The sequence below is a fragment of the Pseudarthrobacter sp. fls2-241-R2A-168 genome (genome assembly GCF_030209335.1).
In the GTDB taxonomy this organism is placed as follows: domain Bacteria; phylum Actinomycetota; class Actinomycetes; order Actinomycetales; family Micrococcaceae; genus Arthrobacter.
This window is the reverse complement of the sequence record NZ_JARVSG010000017.1, coordinates 17,546-35,293: the sequence shown is the minus strand read 5'-3', so window position 1 is coordinate 35,293 and position 17,748 is coordinate 17,546. Positions and strand designations below refer to the sequence as shown.

General features: G+C 61.3%; 14 protein-coding genes and 1 pseudogene. 4 read left to right on the top strand and 11 right to left on the bottom strand.

Going from position 1 to position 17,748, the window contains the following annotated elements; translation table 11 throughout:
- The first annotated feature begins 2 nt into the window (after positions 1-2).
- Together QRN11_RS12200 and QRN11_RS12195 are read left to right on the top strand one after the other, a co-directional pair.
- A complete protein-coding gene (locus tag QRN11_RS12200) occupies positions 3-1,433 on the top strand; it encodes an NAD-dependent succinate-semialdehyde dehydrogenase (protein ID WP_285251175.1) in 1,431 nt (476 codons plus the stop codon).
- 674 nt (positions 1,434-2,107) lie between these two features.
- Positions 2,108-2,647 carry an Lrp/AsnC family transcriptional regulator gene (locus tag QRN11_RS12195; RefSeq protein WP_285251174.1) on the top strand — a complete coding sequence of 180 codons (540 nt, stop codon included), beginning with the start codon at positions 2,108-2,110 and terminating at the stop codon, positions 2,645-2,647.
- 145 nt (positions 2,648-2,792) lie between these two features.
- Here the strand turns inward: QRN11_RS12195 and QRN11_RS12190 are convergent, their stop codons facing one another.
- Complete coding sequence (locus QRN11_RS12190; protein ID WP_285251173.1) at positions 2,793-3,542, bottom strand: HpcH/HpaI aldolase family protein; 750 nt, start codon at positions 3,540-3,542, stop codon at positions 2,793-2,795.
- A 1,514-nt stretch (positions 3,543-5,056) separates the two neighbouring features.
- Here QRN11_RS12190 and QRN11_RS22630 point away from each other — a divergent pair.
- Positions 5,057-6,284: pseudogene (locus QRN11_RS22630) on the top strand (GAF domain-containing sensor histidine kinase).
- Positions 6,285-6,532: 248 nt separating this feature from the next.
- Here the strand turns inward: QRN11_RS22630 and QRN11_RS12180 are convergent.
- The 3 genes from QRN11_RS12180 to QRN11_RS12170 all read right to left on the bottom strand — a co-directional run bounded on the left by QRN11_RS12180 (position 6,533) and on the right by QRN11_RS12170 (position 7,693).
- Positions 6,533-6,709 carry a hypothetical protein gene (locus QRN11_RS12180; RefSeq protein WP_285251172.1) on the bottom strand — a complete coding sequence of 59 codons (177 nt, stop codon included), beginning with the start codon at positions 6,707-6,709 and terminating at the stop codon, positions 6,533-6,535.
- Positions 6,710-7,193: 484 nt separating this feature from the next.
- Entirely contained in the window at positions 7,194-7,418 is a 225-nt protein-coding gene (locus QRN11_RS12175) for a hypothetical protein (RefSeq protein WP_285251171.1), read from the bottom strand.
- A 47-nt stretch (positions 7,419-7,465) separates the two neighbouring features.
- On the bottom strand, positions 7,466-7,693 hold the full coding sequence (locus QRN11_RS12170; protein WP_285251170.1) for a hypothetical protein: 228 nt from the start codon (positions 7,691-7,693) through the stop codon (positions 7,466-7,468).
- Between the two features lie 223 nt (positions 7,694-7,916).
- Here QRN11_RS12170 and QRN11_RS12165 point away from each other — a divergent pair, with 223 nt between their 5' ends.
- Positions 7,917-8,435, top strand: a complete 519-nt coding sequence (locus tag QRN11_RS12165; RefSeq protein ID WP_285251169.1) for a plasmid pRiA4b ORF-3 family protein — start codon at positions 7,917-7,919, stop codon at positions 8,433-8,435.
- Between the two features lie 671 nt (positions 8,436-9,106).
- On the opposite strand, the gene QRN11_RS12160 is transcribed toward QRN11_RS12165, so the two are convergent.
- From QRN11_RS12160 to QRN11_RS12130, 7 genes are all read right to left on the bottom strand, one after another.
- Positions 9,107-9,394 carry a hypothetical protein gene (locus tag QRN11_RS12160; protein WP_285251168.1) on the bottom strand — a complete coding sequence of 96 codons (288 nt, stop codon included), beginning with the start codon at positions 9,392-9,394 and terminating at the stop codon, positions 9,107-9,109.
- Positions 9,395-9,665: 271 nt separating this feature from the next.
- Entirely contained in the window at positions 9,666-10,421 is a 756-nt protein-coding gene (locus QRN11_RS12155) for a maleylpyruvate isomerase family mycothiol-dependent enzyme (RefSeq protein ID WP_285251167.1), read from the bottom strand.
- On the bottom strand, positions 10,421-11,257 hold the full coding sequence (locus tag QRN11_RS12150) for a fumarylacetoacetate hydrolase family protein (RefSeq protein WP_285251166.1): 837 nt from the start codon (positions 11,255-11,257) through the stop codon (positions 10,421-10,423). The genes QRN11_RS12155 and QRN11_RS12150 overlap by 1 nt, the downstream gene beginning before the upstream one ends.
- Positions 11,254-12,378 (bottom strand): cupin domain-containing protein, encoded by a 1,125-nt coding sequence (locus QRN11_RS12145; protein ID WP_285251165.1) that lies wholly within the window; start codon positions 12,376-12,378, stop codon positions 11,254-11,256. Before QRN11_RS12145 ends, QRN11_RS12150 begins: the two co-directional genes overlap by 4 nt.
- Positions 12,379-12,389: 11 nt before the next feature.
- Positions 12,390-14,060 (bottom strand): (2,3-dihydroxybenzoyl)adenylate synthase, encoded by a 1,671-nt coding sequence (locus QRN11_RS12140; RefSeq protein WP_285251164.1) that lies wholly within the window; start codon positions 14,058-14,060, stop codon positions 12,390-12,392.
- The gene (locus QRN11_RS12135) at positions 14,057-16,093 is read right to left on the bottom strand and encodes an acetate--CoA ligase family protein (protein WP_285251163.1); all 2,037 of its coding nucleotides are present in this window, start codon (positions 16,091-16,093) and stop codon (positions 14,057-14,059) included. The genes QRN11_RS12140 and QRN11_RS12135 overlap by 4 nt, the downstream gene beginning before the upstream one ends.
- Positions 16,086-17,660 (bottom strand): FAD-dependent monooxygenase, encoded by a 1,575-nt coding sequence (locus QRN11_RS12130; protein ID WP_285251162.1) that lies wholly within the window; start codon positions 17,658-17,660, stop codon positions 16,086-16,088. The genes QRN11_RS12135 and QRN11_RS12130 overlap by 8 nt, the downstream gene beginning before the upstream one ends.
- Between the last annotated feature and the right edge of the window lie 88 nt (positions 17,661-17,748).

Here is a 17,748-nt window from a genome sequence, read left to right as displayed (position 1 = left end):
AATTGACTTACTTCACAGATTTGTACATCGGCGGGGAGTGGCGCCCGGGCAGCGAAGGCCGACGCTTCCCTGTTATCGATCCATCTGACGGGAGCGAAATCGCCCTATTCGCGGCGGCCACTGAGTCTGATTGTCTTGCCGCAGTCGCAGCCGCTGAAGGCGCGCAGGAAGAATGGGGCGCTACTTCCCCCCGCCGTCGATCGGAAATCCTGCGACGCGCATATGAAATTCTGACCGAGGAACGCGAGCGTTTCGCGGAGATCATGGTCCGGGAAAATGGAAAGGCTTTCCCTGATGCTCTTGCCGAAGCAGACTATGCCAAGGAGTTCTTCCGGTGGTTTGCAGAAGAGGCTGTACGGATCCCTGGCGAGTACAGGCTTTCTCCGTCAGGGGATAAGAACATAGTGGTTACCCGCCAGCCGATTGGAGTATCACTTCTAATTACTCCATGGAATTTTCCCGCCGCAATGGCAACGCGCAAACTCGCACCAGCTCTAGCCGCCGGATGTACAACCATCCTCAAGCCGGCCCGTGAAACCCCTCTGACAGCTGCGTACGTGGTCGATGTTTTGCAGCGGGCGGGGGTACCCAACGGCGTCGTCAACTTGGTAACGCCCATACCCACTGGTCCGCTCATCAAGAAAATGCTGGACCATCACGCCGTCCGAAAAGTGTCCTTCACAGGTTCGACAGAGGTGGGCCGGGAGCTTCTTCGCGGGGCAGCAGAAACGGTGGTGAGTGCCTCCATGGAACTAGGCGGGAACGCTCCAGTAATTGTTCTTCCCGGCGCTGACATCGATCTGACAATCAAGGGATCAATCCTCGCGAAAATGCGCAATGGCGGATCGGCATGTACGGCGGCAAATCGTTTTTATGTGCACAGCAGCTTGCATGGAGATTTTGTAGCCCGGATGAAGTCAGCCCTAGCCGACTTTCAAGTGGGACCAGGCCTCGATCGTTCGAACACCCTGGGTGCGCTGGTTTCGGTGGCCGAACGGGACAAAGTCGCCGCGCTCGTCCAGACTGCGCAGGATGAAGGTGCCAGTGTAGAACTTGGTGGCAACAGCATTGGCGGGGGCGCCTACTACCAGCCGACACTCCTTGTAGATGTACAGCACGGGAGCACAATAAATCGGACTGAAATCTTCGGCCCCGTGACTGCCGTCACAGCCTATGAGGACGTCAATGAAGCCATACGCATGGCCAACGACACAGAATTCGGTCTGATGGCGTACGTTTTTGGCCCGGATGCAGAAGCGCGTCGCACTTCCCTCAAACTTGATGCCGGCATGGTGGCCGTGAACCGAGGAGTTCTGAGTGACCCGGCCGCACCATTCGGCGGAATGAAGCAAAGCGGGCTCGGTCGCGAGGGAAGCTCCGAGGGAATTCTAGAATTTCTCGAAGAGAAGTACATCGCCCTCAACGTTGACTAGATAGACCAGGAAAAACTAAAGGTCAGGGGACGGGTAGCACTATGCCCGTCCCCTGGGCTCAAAAGGCTGCCAGTCCAAGGGACGCAACTTTCGAAAACCCGAACGCCCGGTCATAGTCCCGTCAGGTCCCCAGATACACGCCGAGATTCAGGCTCCCGTACACGGCCAGATACAGGGTCACCAGCACGACGTGCATCTCCGGTTGTCCGGGCAATTCAGCGCGTAGACAGTTGCTAGTTTGGTGGGGGCTCGAGCTTGCTCCAGGTGCGTTTTTAAAAGCTCCCGCAATTTAGGGTTTCGGGCGATTTTCCCGGTGCCCTGCCGGCTCCGTCTGCGTTCGAGGCTAAGTTTGAGCCCGTTCAAGGACGGTAGTTGCCTACCGGCACCATGGTTACCCACGGATTCCCGGTCGCCGAGGCCCCGCGGATGAATGCCAAGAAGAGCCGGGGATTCAGACGTGCCGTTTTGGGTCCAGTCCCCCGAACCTTGGGCGCTGCCGCCTACATGGAGGCGGTGAGCAGATCTTAGCCGTCTAGCTGGGGACTACTTCTAAAAATTGGGAGGAGGCGAGCCTATTTTTATTCGGTAACTGACCGACGCAGCCTAACATTGTGTATCGTTGACGGGGTTGACGGTAGACAATCTAAGGTGTCTCGTGGTCGGAAGGAAGCTAAATGCAACGCTCGCCAATGCGTAACCTGAAGGAGCGCATAAGAACACCCAGCCCGGCTGTGGAACTCGATGACATCGATATTACGTTGCTGACGGAACTGGCTAAGGATGCAAGAATTCCCCAGCGCGCACTGGCGGCAACACTGGGCCTCTCGGCTCCATCGGTAGCTGACCGGATAGCACGATTGAAGTCCCGGGGCGTTATTCGTGGCTTCCAGGTCAATATTGATTGGGATGCGATCGGCTATTCAACTGTTGCCTACCTGACTATTGTTGCCGCTGCTGGTCAGGAGATAAACGCGGTAATCGGATATTTGGATCAGGTCCGCGGCGTCGAGGAGATTACAAGCCTCACGGGCGCAACAGACTTAATCGTTAAGATACGAGCCCGTGGCTTCGAGGATTTGCGCGCTCTTCTTGCGGAACACATTTGGGATATCGACGGAGTACTTCGCACGGAGACGTCTATAGCTCTGATAAGGATCGAACCGCAGGATTCAATGGTTAAAATGATTGAGCATCTTCGTCCAAGACTCGAATAGCCAAGTGAAGAAGTGAATCCAATTCTCAAGGGGCGGGGTACCGGCCAGGCCGTTTGGGGATGCGACAGAAGCCGACTGAGCCAGATTGTCGCAACTGATTCCCATACGATGCCCTATACGCGCCTTCTCGGCATCGGAGATAGGTTTAGGAGTGGGACGCATCTTTTAGGGCAGATTGGACCGCCGCGGCGAGCAGTGCTGTATCTGTTGTGACAGCTACCAGTTGAAAACCTCTTCCGACAAGCTTGCGCGCATTAGTGGCGGACCCCCCAAACCCTCCAAGAACGATTCCTGCATCGCTAGCGGCAGTGCGTGCCTTCGTGAGCGCTGACCCTTCGCCAGTGTCATCAAGTATCTCAGTTACTGTCGTGCCTGCATCGATGGACAGGTCCATGGTTCCGACAAAGATGCCGTCGATGCCATCCACTTCGGCTATCTCAGAAACAGCATTTAGACCCGCCACGGATTCGATCATCACGATGCAGTTGACCGATTCGTTCGTCCGGTACATCTCGTCCTTTAGGCCTCCATATGGAACGTGCCGGGGACCCCAGCTTCGGGAGCCCCGTGGAGGGTACCTACAGGCACTTGCTGCTTCTCGAGCCTGCAAGGCAGACTCTATTTGCGGCACGATGACCCCTGCCGCCCCGCCATCCAATGCCGCCCCAATTAGTTCGGGCCTGTTGTGGGCCACCCGTATATAGGCCGGAACCTTTACGGCGCGGGCCTGGTCCAGCATCGACAGTATGGCAGCACGGTCCGCATTGCCATGTTGCTCGTCGATCCCCAGCCACTTATAGCCGGCATCAATCATATAGCGAGCGGAGTCGGGGTCAGAGGACATGATCCAGCCGCCAAGGGCCGGTTCCATTTCAGCCTTGAGAAAGTTGTTCATGCTGAGAAATCCTCCTAAATTGAAAGTGCAGTGGCGTGCGCTCCATGTCTTTCCTGGGGAGGAGGGCTCGCAGACGCGTCCTTGACCGAAAAATGCTTTCTTCTTGCGAGGAGATCCTAAGGGGATCTTGAACCGGATGTGCGGCAACCGTCGAATCGGGCTCGCCTTGTTGACGGACCTCGATTAAGCAAGGGTCGAATTGCAGTCCCGGCGCTGCAAAGGAGTGTTCGCGAATCTTCTGAATACTCTGCTACAGCTCCCTTGGAGCTTACATTCATAAAGTCCTTTTGCAAAAAAGCTATTTAGAAGAAGCCGGACCGTACTTTGGATCCCGCGTGGTTCCATTTGTCCACCCGGCACCCCCGCCCGCGGCGCGAAATCCCGAGGAGCCGCAGCCAACCAGCACCTCGGGCCGAGAGTTGAGGGCGTGTTCGCCGCGGGTGGCCTAAGGCTGGGGCGATCGTGCCTCTCTTATTGCCGAGGCAAGGGGAGTTGCCCCGGGCACACCTCCACGACCGCCCCGCGAAGACCCGCTCGATCAGCGCCTGAAGGGACGTTACGAGACCAGACTTTCGGTCGCATGTTCCCGGCGAGGACGCCCACGCCGCCCGCCCAAAAAACCGTGCGATCGCAGGCATAAGACATCCAAGCCCTTTTAACATTGACCGCCCGACCACTTGACCATCATAATATTAGGCAGAAGCGAAGGGATACCCTAATTTAGAAAGGCTATTGTCTTGATCTGGCTAGCTTTCGTGAAGGATGAGCGGCGTTCACCCGTCAAGCTTGGTTCCAGGGCCAGCCTGAATCTTGTTCGCGGTTGTATAGCTGATTGTTCCCTACCCGTGAGATACGGAATGTCATTAGCGAACTGCTGCCGTGGAGAACGGCGAATGCGGTATCAGGCAGCAACTAACCGCGAGGATGAGCAGCGCCGGGGGCAGTGCCCCGTCGACGGCATCCTAATTAGTCAAGGCGCTCAGCAGGGCCTTGACCTTGCTGGCCTGCCGGAACAACAGCTTGTTGATAGTGCTACCCGCCTCGCCAAAGCTTTTGCCTTCTTTCCAAAAGGACCCATCACACCGTGCACCTTAATATGAAGCGGAGACCTACTCAATGAAGCCCAGGCGCCTGTATCGCCGATCGCCAGTGCCATTCGTTGTGGCGCCAACGGGAACACACTGCCCGAAATCCGGCAGTTGGCAATCACCGACTGACCCCCAAATTTGCGCAACCGTGCATGAAGGGCAGATTATGCCGGCAGCGGAAGGACAGTCTATTAACTGGCAATTCGCTGGCGACCCCGTTGTAGTAGCGACACTGGCTTGGTAGCGGGCTCGGGACTGGCCGATAATGATGATTCTGTAAGGTAGTACGGCTCGGTGTGCGCTCCGCTTCCTGATCTCGTTCGGGTTGGTTATCTTCCGCTTCCGACTACTGTCTCACTTCGGACGCCAGCCTTACGGGTGCGGATATGATCGCGAGGAGTATCGGAACGGGTCGGGGGTTCTTTTATGGCAGGGGCAGCAGGACGATTCGCTTTCAGCAACGACATCAGTCGTGACTTGGAATTGCTGGAGTACGGGCTCGATCCGTCCCTTGACTCACCATTGCTGCCCAATGCGGCCGTGATGAATGCACTCCAGAATCTCGTCCGGTTGGCCACCCAGTTGTGTGATGCTCCCTGTGGCGTCGTGAACGTCATCAGTGCCGGGCACCAGCACCAGATCGGGGCCTGGGGTGTGGACCCCGGAGTGTGCTCCCGTGAGGATTCGATGTGCGCCAAGGTCTTCCTGTCCCGTGAGAAGACGGTAGTGCCGGATGCGTCCCGGGATGCCCGTTTTGCGGACAGTCCTTTTATGACCGGGGAGATCGGCAGGGTGCGTTTCTACGCCTCGGTTCCGTTGGCAACCTCGCCCGGGTTCGTGCCGGGCACCTTGTGCGTCTTTTCCGAGGCTGCCCAGGAGTTAACACCGGCGCAGGTGGATATGTTGGAGGTCCTGGCCAGGCAGGTTGTGGAGTTGTTGGAGCTACAGCACCGGACGGCCCAGCTCGACCGGGCATACGCTGAGCTGGAGGAGAGCAACTCCCGGCTCGCTGGGTTCGGCGGCCGAGTCAGTCATGACCTGCGCAACCCGCTGACCACCATGCTGGGCTACCTGGAAATGCTGCAGGACGATCCCGGTATCCGCGCGGTCCCCGGCGCCGCCGCCGACCTGGAAAAGATCGATGCGTCCGGGCGACGCGTGCTCGGGATGCTCGAAGACGTCCTGAGCTACTCTCGTGTCGGTGGCTCCATCCAGCCCGAGCACGTGACGCTCCGGACGGTGGCCATCGAAGTGATGCTGGACCTTGGCATCGCGGAGCAGAGCATGGTGGACGTTCAGGACCTGATGGTCTACGCCGACCGGGGCCAACTGCGGACGTTATTGCAGAACCTGCTTTCCAATGCGATGAACTACCGCAGCCCGGGACCGGGACCTTCACATCAGTATCGGGGGAGTCTCCAACTACCATGGAGCCACTGTTTTTGTGGCGGACAATGGCAAGGGCATCGCCCCCAAGGACCGAGCCAAAGTCCTCGAGCCCCTCGTGCGGCTCAATCGGGACGGCGACGGCACCGGCACAGGTCTGGGGCTTGCCACGTGCAGCAGCATTGCCAAAGCTCACGGCGGCGAGCTCACCCTTGCAGAAACTCGTGGGGGCGGGGCGACCGTAGCGGTCAGCTTCCCTGCCGGCTAAGCGGCAAGTCGATCCATTGTCCAACCACTGAAGAGCCGATAATTGCGATTCTGCAAAGCTGGCCGAGTAGGGGAGTGGTTGAAAGCGGCTCATAGGCACGTGCACTCAGCGCCCCTTTCGGTCCTCCCTCAAATCCGTTTCTCTTCCTTCGCTTCCTCCAGGACTGCACGGGCTGCTGCAACGTCATGAAGGTCCGGCAGGTACTTTTCCTGCTCTTCGATCTTGCGCCGGTAGAAGTCGTGAGCGGCTTATTTCATGATCCCCAGAGCTTCGCCGATCTGGACCCACGTCGCACCGGCCTCGCGTGCGGATTTGATGACGTACCAGCGCCTGGCCGTGAGCAGCTCGACAGCCTTCGCGTTTGCACGCAGCGCCTCCAGCGCTGCGACTTCCCGTACCTCAGCCAGGAACTGCGCCGCAGCCACCCGGGCTGGTCACCGCCGGTGGCAGAAACTTCCCGCCAGGTCTCGCCGCGGTTGAAGTCTTCCAACACTTGGAGCGGCTCGTGGACATCTCCGCCACTGAGGGCTTGCTCGACCGACTCCGCGTCATCGTTCATGACGTCAAGCTAGCTTGACGACTCCGGCCGGGGGGAGCGCGCGTAGTTCTGCGCGGACCCGGGAAGGAGAGCGTTCGTAGAACGGCGTCGCACCGAACGCTACGCGTCTTACGGCAGGTGCCGGAAATGGCGAAACTCCGGCCAAATAGCGTTGGCCGAAGTTCCATCCCACATCCTGCAGGTTGAACCTTGAAGTTGGCTGGGAACAGGACGATCGGCCTTCGCATGCAACGCTAACCGTCATACCGGTCGGTGGCTTCCGCTTTTGATGCTTAGGCTTTTGGCGTGAGGGTTTGCAACATCAAGGCATCAAGCTGCGGGTGACCCAGGACCCGAAAACTGCTCCCTAGTTAGAGAAGCTCTGGGTAGGTTGTGCCGGTAGCGGCCGTGACCTTCGCAGCAATCTCGGCTCGAACGTCTTCGTAGGCGTCGATGACCTTCTGCCACCGCTCTACCGTTTCCGGGTCGGCTTCGATTGCTACGGCGGCCGGGTACGATTCCCGTTCCTCGACCATCCTGAAGACGGGGTACTCTTCATCCACGTTGACGAAAATTGTCGGGTTGTTGGTTGTCATGGTTGCTCCTTCGCTAAGTTGCACTGGTGCTCACTACGCCGCGAGTCTTACTCGTCCGGAAAGGAGTCGATGTATTCCGTCAGGAACTCCCTAATACTCTGGCCCCGCCGGGCGGCAAGGATCTTGAGCTTGACGCTTTTGCTCCTGGGTACCTCAAAGTTCACGCGCCGCATTTCTTCCGCGGGCGCCTCACCCTCAAGGTTTTCCCCCGGCGTCGCCTCGACGGAGGGGGGCTGCCTTCGAATCGCGGATGGCGACTGGGAATCATTACTCATTTACTCATTGTGGCACAAGTCGAGAACTCAAGTCAGCATTGCGTCATCATGCAACCCTCGCCTCGTCTTTAGTAGCAGGGGAGGGGGCCCGTAAAAATGGTGGGGTGAATAGATTCGAAACCGCGACCGGAGGGAGACAGGACTCGGTCCTGGAGGTTCGCGTGGAGCTGGTCGACAGCGAGCCTGAGATTTGGCGTCGATTCGAACTCCGGGGCTCGTGGTTTTGAGCCAGGTACATCAGGTCCTGCAGGCAGCATTCACCTGGGAGGACGCGCACCTGCACAGGTTTGTGGTAACCGACCCGTTCGCTCCGCTGCGGCCGGTCGACGGAGAATTTCCGGAAGTCCCGCAGTGGCTGCCAGCGCAGCAGTGTGAAGAACCGGGCGACAGGCCTGAGGAGGAGTGCTCCCTGGACCAGCTGCTGGCCCTGGGATCGGGCGAAGCGTTCTACGAGTACGACTTTGGTGACAGCTGGCTTCACCGGCTCGAGCTGGTTTCCCGCCGGGCCGCGGACGAGGACAGTCCCCCGGCCCGGCTGATCGATGGTGCCCGGCGCGGCCCACTCGAAGACTCAGGCGGTTTCGCCGGCTATGAGGAGATCATGGATGCCTTGGCCGACCTGGCGCATCCCGGCCACGACGAATGCTCCGGATGGGTGGCCGACATAACCGGCTCTGCCGAACGATTTGACCCAGCCTTTGTGGACTTTCCCTCCGTGAACCGAGCACTGGATGAAATCTGACTTTCCGGAATCAGGGGAGCAGGGAGCGAACGTAATAAAAAATGCCGGAAAACAGCCCCTTTTGAAGGCACTCCCCCGCTGATTTTCAAAGGCCGATAACGGATGTTCGGTCAAGTAGCTATCGGGTAATGCTAGGAAGCAGGCGCCGTGTGAGGGATCCCCGCACGCCTTGCCGTTAGAGTTTCTCGGAGGTCGCCTCGCCCTAAAGCAGCCTTGGCAGGGTGGCGGGGGAGACCGGGCAACTTGCGGGCGCCGGTCTGGCGTCAGAATAGCGCGAAATTCCGCATTGTTGACGGGGGCTCATGATGTTCTCAGGTCCCACTCTGACAGTTGGAGGGGCAGGAAACCGAGCTGCGGTAGCCCGAGAACTATCAAATAGTCCGAAGAATCGGGTCTTGATGGAGTCGCTTAGCGAAGTGGCGGGCGATGTCACCTCCTGCGGTTCGTCAGGTGTCTGAGAACCAGACCGGAGCTCCACCGACGGACGAGTCTTCCCACGTCAGGCGCCCCGCCGTCAGGTTGGAGTGTAGTTCATAAAGACAAGGCAACCTCCTACTCACGAAGGTAGGTGGTTCAAGACAATGTATTCTGCGAGCAGTGTTCAGGACGGAAAGTGTCCTTGAGGCTTTATGGGCGGCGCGCAACAAGTTGTCGAGTGCTCTAGTCCACCTTCACATGACCAGCTCGCGGGACTCTTGAGTTGTGCCGCATGGCACTTCATGGCAGACGCGAACCGTGTACTTGCCGTAAGCCCGTTGTATGACCAGGATTCCTTGCCTACGCTCAAGAGCAGCGGGTATGAGCTTGCTGATGGCACGGTTAAGCTTTTCGTCTCTGCTTTGGGGTTCCTCCACCGTGATGACTTCAAGGGAAAGAGGAAGCGCCGGGTTTGGGAACAGGCCGCCGCCCGTTGGTGAGAAGGCAGTGGTGGCTTCCGGTTCATGCAATTTGTAGGACATGATTCCTCCTTTACTAGGTCGACCGGGGTGCATGGTCGGAATTGCAATTGTGGTTTCCTGCCAGATACGACCTGCTTGCAACTCTCTCGGGGCCGTAAAGCGGAACCTTCCACCCGACTGTGGACCTGATGCTCCCTGCATAGGCATATGAAGTTGAGTCCTGGGGCCTCCGCCAAGCCGCTCCAAGATCCCGCTCCGCCCTGCGTACCTTTTCCGGAACCGGGAGGCCCGCAGATCATTATTCTCGTCATGCGCAAAAGCCCTTTCTGGCCTAGATCCACTTCGGGGCAGCAGGAGCCGCATCGTCGGCGGCAGGACCTTCCGCCGCCACGCCGCCGGCGCCTCTGCCTGTTGCCCATTCAACGATGGCGGGCAAAGTGCCAGCGATGACCGTTGCGTCTACTGCACCGACGTCCCCGAACGCCATGGCTTGCGACTGGCCCGAGACCTCCACGAAGATGCCGGTGTCGGTGCCGCGGGTTTTCCATGCGCCGGTGATGTCCTGGAGGAGGCGCTCGAGGATGGTTGCGGGGATGTCGTTGAAGGATGCCCCGTTGTTCAGGTCGACGGCGTGGAGCCAGACTTCGCGGGTGCGCATCCAGATGGTTTCCTCGGCGGGAACAATCCTTCCCTGCGCGGTGCGGACTTCGTGCTGCCATGCCGGGTCCGGGAGGTCGCGCCATTCGACGTTCAGGTGCACGGCGGAGTGGTCGAAGAGGTGCCGCAGGGCGATGGGGGAGAGGGTGGCCCCGAACTCGATCTCGTGGTTCCGCGCCTCAGGTGAGGAGTACATCGGCGTTTCGATGCCGGTAGCGGCCCATTCGATCAGCCGGGCAATGGCCCGGGCGTTGTACCCCACGTGTGCCACAACGTGCCGGCGGGTCCAGCCGGGAAGGAGGCTGCCGCCGTCGAGCTCCGCGTCCGAAAGCTCGTTCAGCTTGCGGGCGAAGAACGCGGTGCCCCGCCGCGCCTGCAGGAGTTGTTCCTGCAGGCGCGGGTCGGTGGCTTGGTCGTGGCGGTCGACCATCAGGCTTCCTTGACCACGCGGTTGGTCAGCTGGCCGAGTCCTTCGATGGTGGTGACCAGGACTTGGCCCTCCTGCAGGTAGCGCTTGGGGTCCTGGGCGTGGCCGACGCCGCCGGGGGTGCCGGTGGCGATCACATCGCCGGGGTTCAGCGTGATGATGGTGGAGATGTAGGAGACGAGGAACTCGGGGGTGAACACCAGGTCGGAGGTGGGGGTGGACTGCTGGACGTCCCCGTCTACCGCCGAGGTCATCAGCGGCCCTGCACTAAATTCATCCTTGGTGACCAGGGCGGGGCCGAACGGGGTGGACTTCTCCCAGGTTTTGCCCTGCAGCCACTGGATGGTGCGGAACTGGTAATCACGCATGGATACGTCGTTCAGGACGGCGTAGCCGGCGATGTGGTCCGCGGCGTCGGCTTCGGCGATGCGGCGGCCCTGCTTGCCGATGACCACGGCGAGTTCGGCTTCCCAATCCACCGCGTCGGATTCCTGCGGCAGGGCCAGATCATCGTTGGGCCCGATCAGGGATTCGGCGTACTTCGCGAATAGGGTGGGGTGCTCGGGGACTTCCCGGCCCATTTCTTTGATGTGGTTGCGGTAGTTGTGCCCCACGCAGATGATCTTCCCGGGGGAAGGCACGACGGCGGCAAGGTCGGCGCCGTCGAGCGCGTGCCTTGCGCCGCTGGCCGCCGCAGCGGTGGCTTCCCAGTTCGGGTCCTGCAGCAGGGCGCCGACGTCAGCGAATCCGGGGATCTCGGTGAGGGTATCGCCGTCCTGGCGCACCGCCGTCGTGCGCGTTTCGCTGCCGTTGGCGAGGCGGAGGGTGAGGAGTTTCATGACTTGGTGCGTCCTTCAATGTAGGTGCGGTTGAAGCTCAGGCGCTCGAAAATCGGGGCGTCGCTGAACCGGAAAAGATCAAACTCGGTCTCGGCCTGCAGCGACCAGCCGGCCCAGGAGGGAACGACGAACAGGTCGCCCTTGGCCAGCTGCTTGGTTTCGCCGTTCAGGACCACCGAGCCGGTGCCTTCAAAGACCTGCCACACGCTGGAGCCCACCTCGCGGACGGGGTCCGTGGCGGCGCCGGCGCGGAGGCGGTGGAACTCGGCCCGGATGGTAGGCATCACGTCCCCGCCGGTGGTGGGGTTGGTGAACCGGACCGCGGCGTGGCCCTGCGACACTGTGGCGGGGTGGCCCTCGTCCTCCAGGAGCAGCTGTTCACGCAGTGCAGCATCGGTGTACTTCCAGCGGTAGGCGGCGATCGGGGAGTTGGTGGTGTCATCCAGGCTGGAGAGCGGGCGCAGGCCGGGATGGGCCCAGAGCCGCTCGGAACGGGAGATGTCAGGGGTCGCTTCGTCGGTGACGCGTTCAGTGCCGAACTCGAAGAACCCTGCGTCGGCGTAGTGCACAAACGGGATGTCCAAGCCGTCGATCCAGGCCATCGGCTCGTCGGTGTCGTTGTGGTGGCCGTGGAAGTTCCAGCCCGGGGTTAGCAGGAAGTCACCGCGGGACATCCGCACCGGGTCCCCGTTCACCACGGTCCACACACCTTCGCCCTCCACCACGAACCGGAACGCGTTCTGCGAGTGCCGGTGCTCGGGTGCTGTTTCCCGGCCGCCCAGGTACTGGATGGCCGCCCACAAAGTGGGGGTCGCATACGGAGTGCCGGCCAGGCCCGGGTTGGCCAGGGCAATGGCCCGCCGTTCCCCGCCGCGGCCCACCGGCACCAAGTCCCCGGCGCGCGCAGCCAACGGGTACAGGTCGTTCCAGCGCCACACGTGCGGGACTGCCTTGGGGCTCGGGACCATCGGCATCAGGTCCCCGATCTCCGTCCACAGCGGAATCAGGTTCTCCTTGTCGAAGTCGCGGTAGAGCTGTTCAAGCTGGGCAGCCTCCTCCGGTGTCGGCTCGGGGACGACCACCCCGGCCGCAACAGACTCATGCGTAATGTTTTCCATCATCGTCTTCCTCTCTACTTCGCGGGGGAGCTGGAAGCCAGGCGCTCGACGATGTCGGCGCGAAGGTCCTTTTTGTTGATCTTTCCGACTTTTGTGGTGGGCAGCTCGTCAACTACCACGAGGTACTCGGGGATCTTGAATGCTGCCACTCCGGTCCGGCGAAGCAGGTCCTGGATCTGTTCCAGGGTTACTTCTGTTCCTGGTTTGATGGTGATGTAGAGGCAGAGTTTTTCGCCCAGCACCGGATCCGGCATGGCGATGGCGGCCGCCATGGTGACGTCCTCGATCCGGTACACCAGGCTTTCAATTTCCTCGGCGGAGATTTTTTCTCCGCCGCGGTTGATCATGTCTTTGTCCCGTCCTTGGACAATGAGGTTGCCGTCCGGGCGGCGTTCGACGATGTCCCCGCTGGCGTACCAGCCATCAGGGGTGAAAGCGCGGGCGTTGGCCTCCGGTGCCCGGTAATAGCCGCGAGGAGTGTAGGGGCCGCGGGTCAGGATGGCACCGGCAACTCCATCGGGCAGGTCATTGCCTGCTTCATCAACGATCCGGACTTCGTCCGCCTCGGATACCGGGCGCCCCTGGGTCCTGCAAATGACGTCTTCGGGATCGTCCAGACGGGTGGTGTTGATCAGTCCTTCGGCCATGCCGAAGACCTGCTGCAAGGTGGCGCCCAGCACGGGCCTGACCTTGTAGGCGATCTCATCCGGGAGCCGGGAGCCGCCGACCTGGATGACCTCCAGGCTCGCGAGCTGGTTGCCTCCCACTTCCTCCTGGTGTTCGATCCAGCGCTGCGCCACTGCCGGCACAGCGGTGGAGAGCGTGACACCTTCCCGTTCTATGGCGGCAAAGGCCTTCCGGGGCTCAGGGCTCGGCAACATGATGATCCGGCCGCCGGCGAAGAGGATACCGAGGATTCCGGGGCAGGCCAGTGGGAAGTTGTGGCTGGCGGGAAGCGTCCCGAGATAGACCGTGTCCTCGGTTACCCCCGTTGGAATTGATGTGGCTTTGATGTTGTAGGCGTAGTCGCTGTGGGTTCTGGTGATCAGTTTGGGCAGGCCGGTGGTACCGCCCGAGAGCAGGAACAAAGCCGGTGAATCGGGGGATGGAGCCGCAGCGTCCAGCCTGGCACGGGCAGCGTCCGGGTCAGGTCCCGGCGCAAGGATGGCTTCGAGTGAAGCATTGAGCGGGTTCGCCGCGCCTGCGACGAGGATGTATTCAAGCGACGTGACGCTTTCGGAAAGTTCTTCCGCCAAGCCCTGGTGGTCGAAGTCCTTAATCATGTCCGGTACTGCGATGGCGCGTGATTCGGAGAGCTCCGTGAGGAAGGACAATTCGTACTTCCGGTGTGCGGGCAGGGCCATAACGGGAATGATTCCAGCCCTGAAGCACGCCAGGGTGAGCACGGTGAACTGCCAGCCGTTAGGCAGCTGGACCATGATGCGGTCATCCGGACGGAGGCCCAGCTGCAGCAGCCGTTCAGCGGCGGCATCCATCCGGTCTGCCAGCTCCGCGTAGGTGAGCCGGACGTCACCGTCGACTACGGCAACCTTGTCCGGCAGCCGGTCGGCTGTATCGAGGATGTAGGCGCCAAGCGGACGGTCTTCCCAGTAACCCTTGCTGCGGTATTCAGCAGCAAGGTCCGCGGGCCAGGGGACCGTCCCTTCGCTGGTGTGGCTGGTCATTGAATGTCCTCCTCGACATTGATAACTACTGCGTCCAACGCCAAGAGCCCGTTGTGGGTCAGGCGGAGGGGATTAATTTCGATTTCAGCGACAGCCTCGTTGGAGACGAGCGCATCACCGAGTCTGACCAAGAGGCCGGCCAGTTCAGACGTATCCAGCACCGGACCGGAACGGAAGCCATGCAAGAGTTCGCGTGCCTGCAGCTCGTCGGGCATGCTTTCGGCTGCCCGCAGTGCAAGCGGCGCGGTTCGTATGGCGATGTCCGCGAAGACTTCGGCCGCGGTGCCGCCCAGCCCCAGAACCACGATCGGTCCGAAAACGGGGTCGCGCCGGACGCCGACGACAAGGTCGACGCCGGAGGGCGCCATTGCCTCCACCAGGAACTCGCGGGCGCCGGCGGCTTTCAGACCGGCCAGGGCTCGGTCCATGTCTTCGGCGGTCTTGACGCCAAGGTGTACGCCACCAATTTCCGTTTTGTGCAGGACGGTTGCGTCGAGCAGCTTCACTGCCACGGGACCGCCAAGTTCCGCCAGCGCCGCATGGGCAGCGTCACGGGTGCTGCACACGCGCCGTTCGGGTGTGGAAATGCCAAGTGCACCGAGAAGTTCCTTGGAGCGGTTCTCATCCCAGGGACCTTCCACATCCGGCCAGGCTGTGGCGCCCTCAGCAGCCTGGGCCTTCTGGAATTGACCCCGGGCATCGTTCACCAGGGCGGCGATACCGTGGGCCAGCGAGGTCGGGCCCGTAATCAGCGGGAGTTCGTGCTGTCGCGCAGACTTGCGGGCTCGCTCCAGGTCACCGTCGGGGCCGTCCACGCCAATGAGGAACGGCATTGTCTCCGCCGCGCCCGAATTGGCTACGGCCAGCGGGAGGTCGGTCACCGGTTCGGTCAGGCCGTAAAGCGCCACAAGGTCGATTGCCGGGTCCTGCGATACAGCGGCGACTATTTGCTCGTAGCCGGGCCCGGGTCGGCCGGTGTCTACAGGATTTGCCTGGAACGTCAGCGGCGGGAGCAGCGCGCCGATGGTGTCCTGGCTGCTCTGCGCGAGTCGCGGAAGCCTCACACCAGCGCTGTGCAGGGCATCGGCGATCAAAAGGCCCGGGCCGGCCTGGCCGGTGATGAGGCCTACTCCGGGGTCCGCGGCCGGGTTCAGCCGGCGACCGGCCAGAGCGGTCACTGCGGCGACCAGTTGGTTCTCGTCATCGACGATTACCGCACCCGCCTGCTGGAGTACCGATCGTGTGGTGCGCCATGAGGTAGCCAGGGCGCCGGTGTGTGATTGGGCGAATTCGGACACATCGTTTTGGCCGACGACCAATGCAACGACGGGCTTGACCGCGCTCAGGCGTGAGACGGCGTCAATGAGGGCAGGTCCGTCCGAAACAGTTTCCAGATGCAGGGCTACTGCCTTGGTCTCATCATCGGTGATGAGGTAGTCCAGCACGTCCGGTGCGGTAATGTCAGTTCCTGCTCCGATACCGGCGGCAAGGCTGACCCCGGCCCCGGAGCGCTGCAGATGAAATGCCAGAACGTGATTAACTCCTCCGCTGGCTGCGACGACCGCTACCGAACCCGGCTCCAGTTCAGCGACACCCGGGACGAAGCTGGCGCGGAGGTTGCGGTGGGGAACGAAGAACCCGGATGTGTTGGGGCCCAGCAGCCTGATGCCGGTTTCTCGGACGGCGGACTCGACCTGGGACGCGAATTCGATGCCTGGACCGCCGGCTTCTGCGAAGCCGCCGGCGCAGACCAACGCTGCTTTGGCGCCGTTCGCGGCGCTGTCCCGCAGGGCCCGTGCCGTGGCAGAAGCAGGCACACACAACACGGCGAGATCGGGGCCGCCGGGAATTGTTGCAGCAGCCTCGGCGATGCTGGTGTGCATGCCGTTTTCACCGCGGCTGTTGACCAGTTCCACTGGCGCCGGGTAGCTGGACAGTGATTGCGCCATGACGGCGCCGAGCTTTTCGGGGCTGGACGATGCCCCAACCACGATGATGCCGCGAGGGGCAAAGAGAGCGGACAGACTATGCATGGGAAGCCTCCGCGGTGGCTGCAACAACGGCGTCCGCACGCCCGGAAAGTACCAGGGTCAGGTTCGACGCCGGACCCCGGTCATCAACAATGACGCTTGTCAGGCCGCGGCCCAGGCGCACTTCCTCCGAAAGCAGGATCCGGGTGAACGGGTTTCCGCCCTGGATCACCACAGCGGCTGCTTCGGCGGGGATTTGCTCGAAGGCATCCTTCAAGCCTTCTTCGTGGTCCGGTGCCGTGAGCAGCAGGCCGTTGCCTGCGTCGGCCTGGGCCGGGTCGGTCACCAGGGCGAGGCTAGCGCCGCCGTCCTTCAACTCGACCTTGCCGCTTTCGTGGGTCAGGGACAGCAGACGGCCGTTAAACCGGGCAGGACCGGAAGTCAACGGAGTTTCCAGCGGGGCCTTTCCGTGGCGGGTGAGCCAGCCCCGTTCTGCGGATTTGACGAGTTCCGGATCCCGCAGGCGGATTTTGTCGATGTCGATGCTGCGGGAGAAGAAGTGGAAGGTGAACTGGGTGGGCTCGAAGGAGTCGTAATACCTGCCGAAGTGTTCCCACCAGCTCAGTCCGCCGCGGGCCTGGTTCTGGATTTTGGCGACTTGGGGCTGGCGTTCGGCTTCGTAATTCGTGAACGCAGTCTCGAGGTCGTCCTGATGTGCAGCGACTTCGCGGACCAGCGTGATGGCGTCTTCCATGGCCATCTTGGTGCCGGAGCCGACGGAGAAGTGTGCCGTGTGGACGGCGTCGCCCAGCAGAACGACGTTGCCCTTGTGCCAGGAACGGGTCCGACGGGTCCGGAAGTTCGCCCAGCGCGAGCTGTTCGCCACGAGCGGCTGGCCGGCGATGTCCTCGGCGAACAGCTTTTCCAGGAACCGCTGCGTCTTCAGATCGGATGGTCCCGGGGGCTGGCTGACGTCGAACTCGTCGAGTCCGGCCTTGCGCCAGGTCGCCTCGTCGGTTTCAACGATGAAGGTGCTCAGGTTTTCGCTGATCGGGTAGCCATGGACGGCGAAGTTGCCGAATTCGCTCTTGCGGTGGAGGAAGGTCATGCCCTTGAAAAGGTGGGTGGTGCCGAACCAGATGAATTTGGCGGTGGCCGTTTCTGCCATGTGGCCAAGGCTCTCGCCCAGCTGTTCGCGGGTTGATGAGTTGGCGCCGTCGGCCCCGACGATCAGGTTAAAGCCGTCAAGCTGTGACAGGTCCGGCACGTACTGTCCGAACCGCATTTCGACGCCGGCTTCCGCGGCGCGTTCCTGCATCAGCTGCAGGAGCGTCTTCCGATAGATGGCTGCCATGCCGTTTCCGGTGAATGACTTTTTTTCACCTTTGAGCCAGACTTCGATGTCGTCCCAATGCGTGCCGTGGTCGCGGAGGCCGTCCCTGACCACAGGGTCCGCGTCATTGATCCGGTTCAGGGTCGCATCCGAGAAGACCACGCCGAAGCCAAAGGCATCGGTGGCCTGGTTGCGTTCGAACAATACAACCTCGGCGTCCGGAACGGTCTGCTTGAACAAGGTTGAGAAGAACAGTCCGCCGGGACCGCCGCCAATGCAGGCTACGCGAAGTGCCATCGATGCCACCTTTAGAAGTTTGGGAATCCAGTGAGAAAGCTCTCACCAAGATTATGTAACTAATTTCGGCTGAACGTCAAGCAACTGT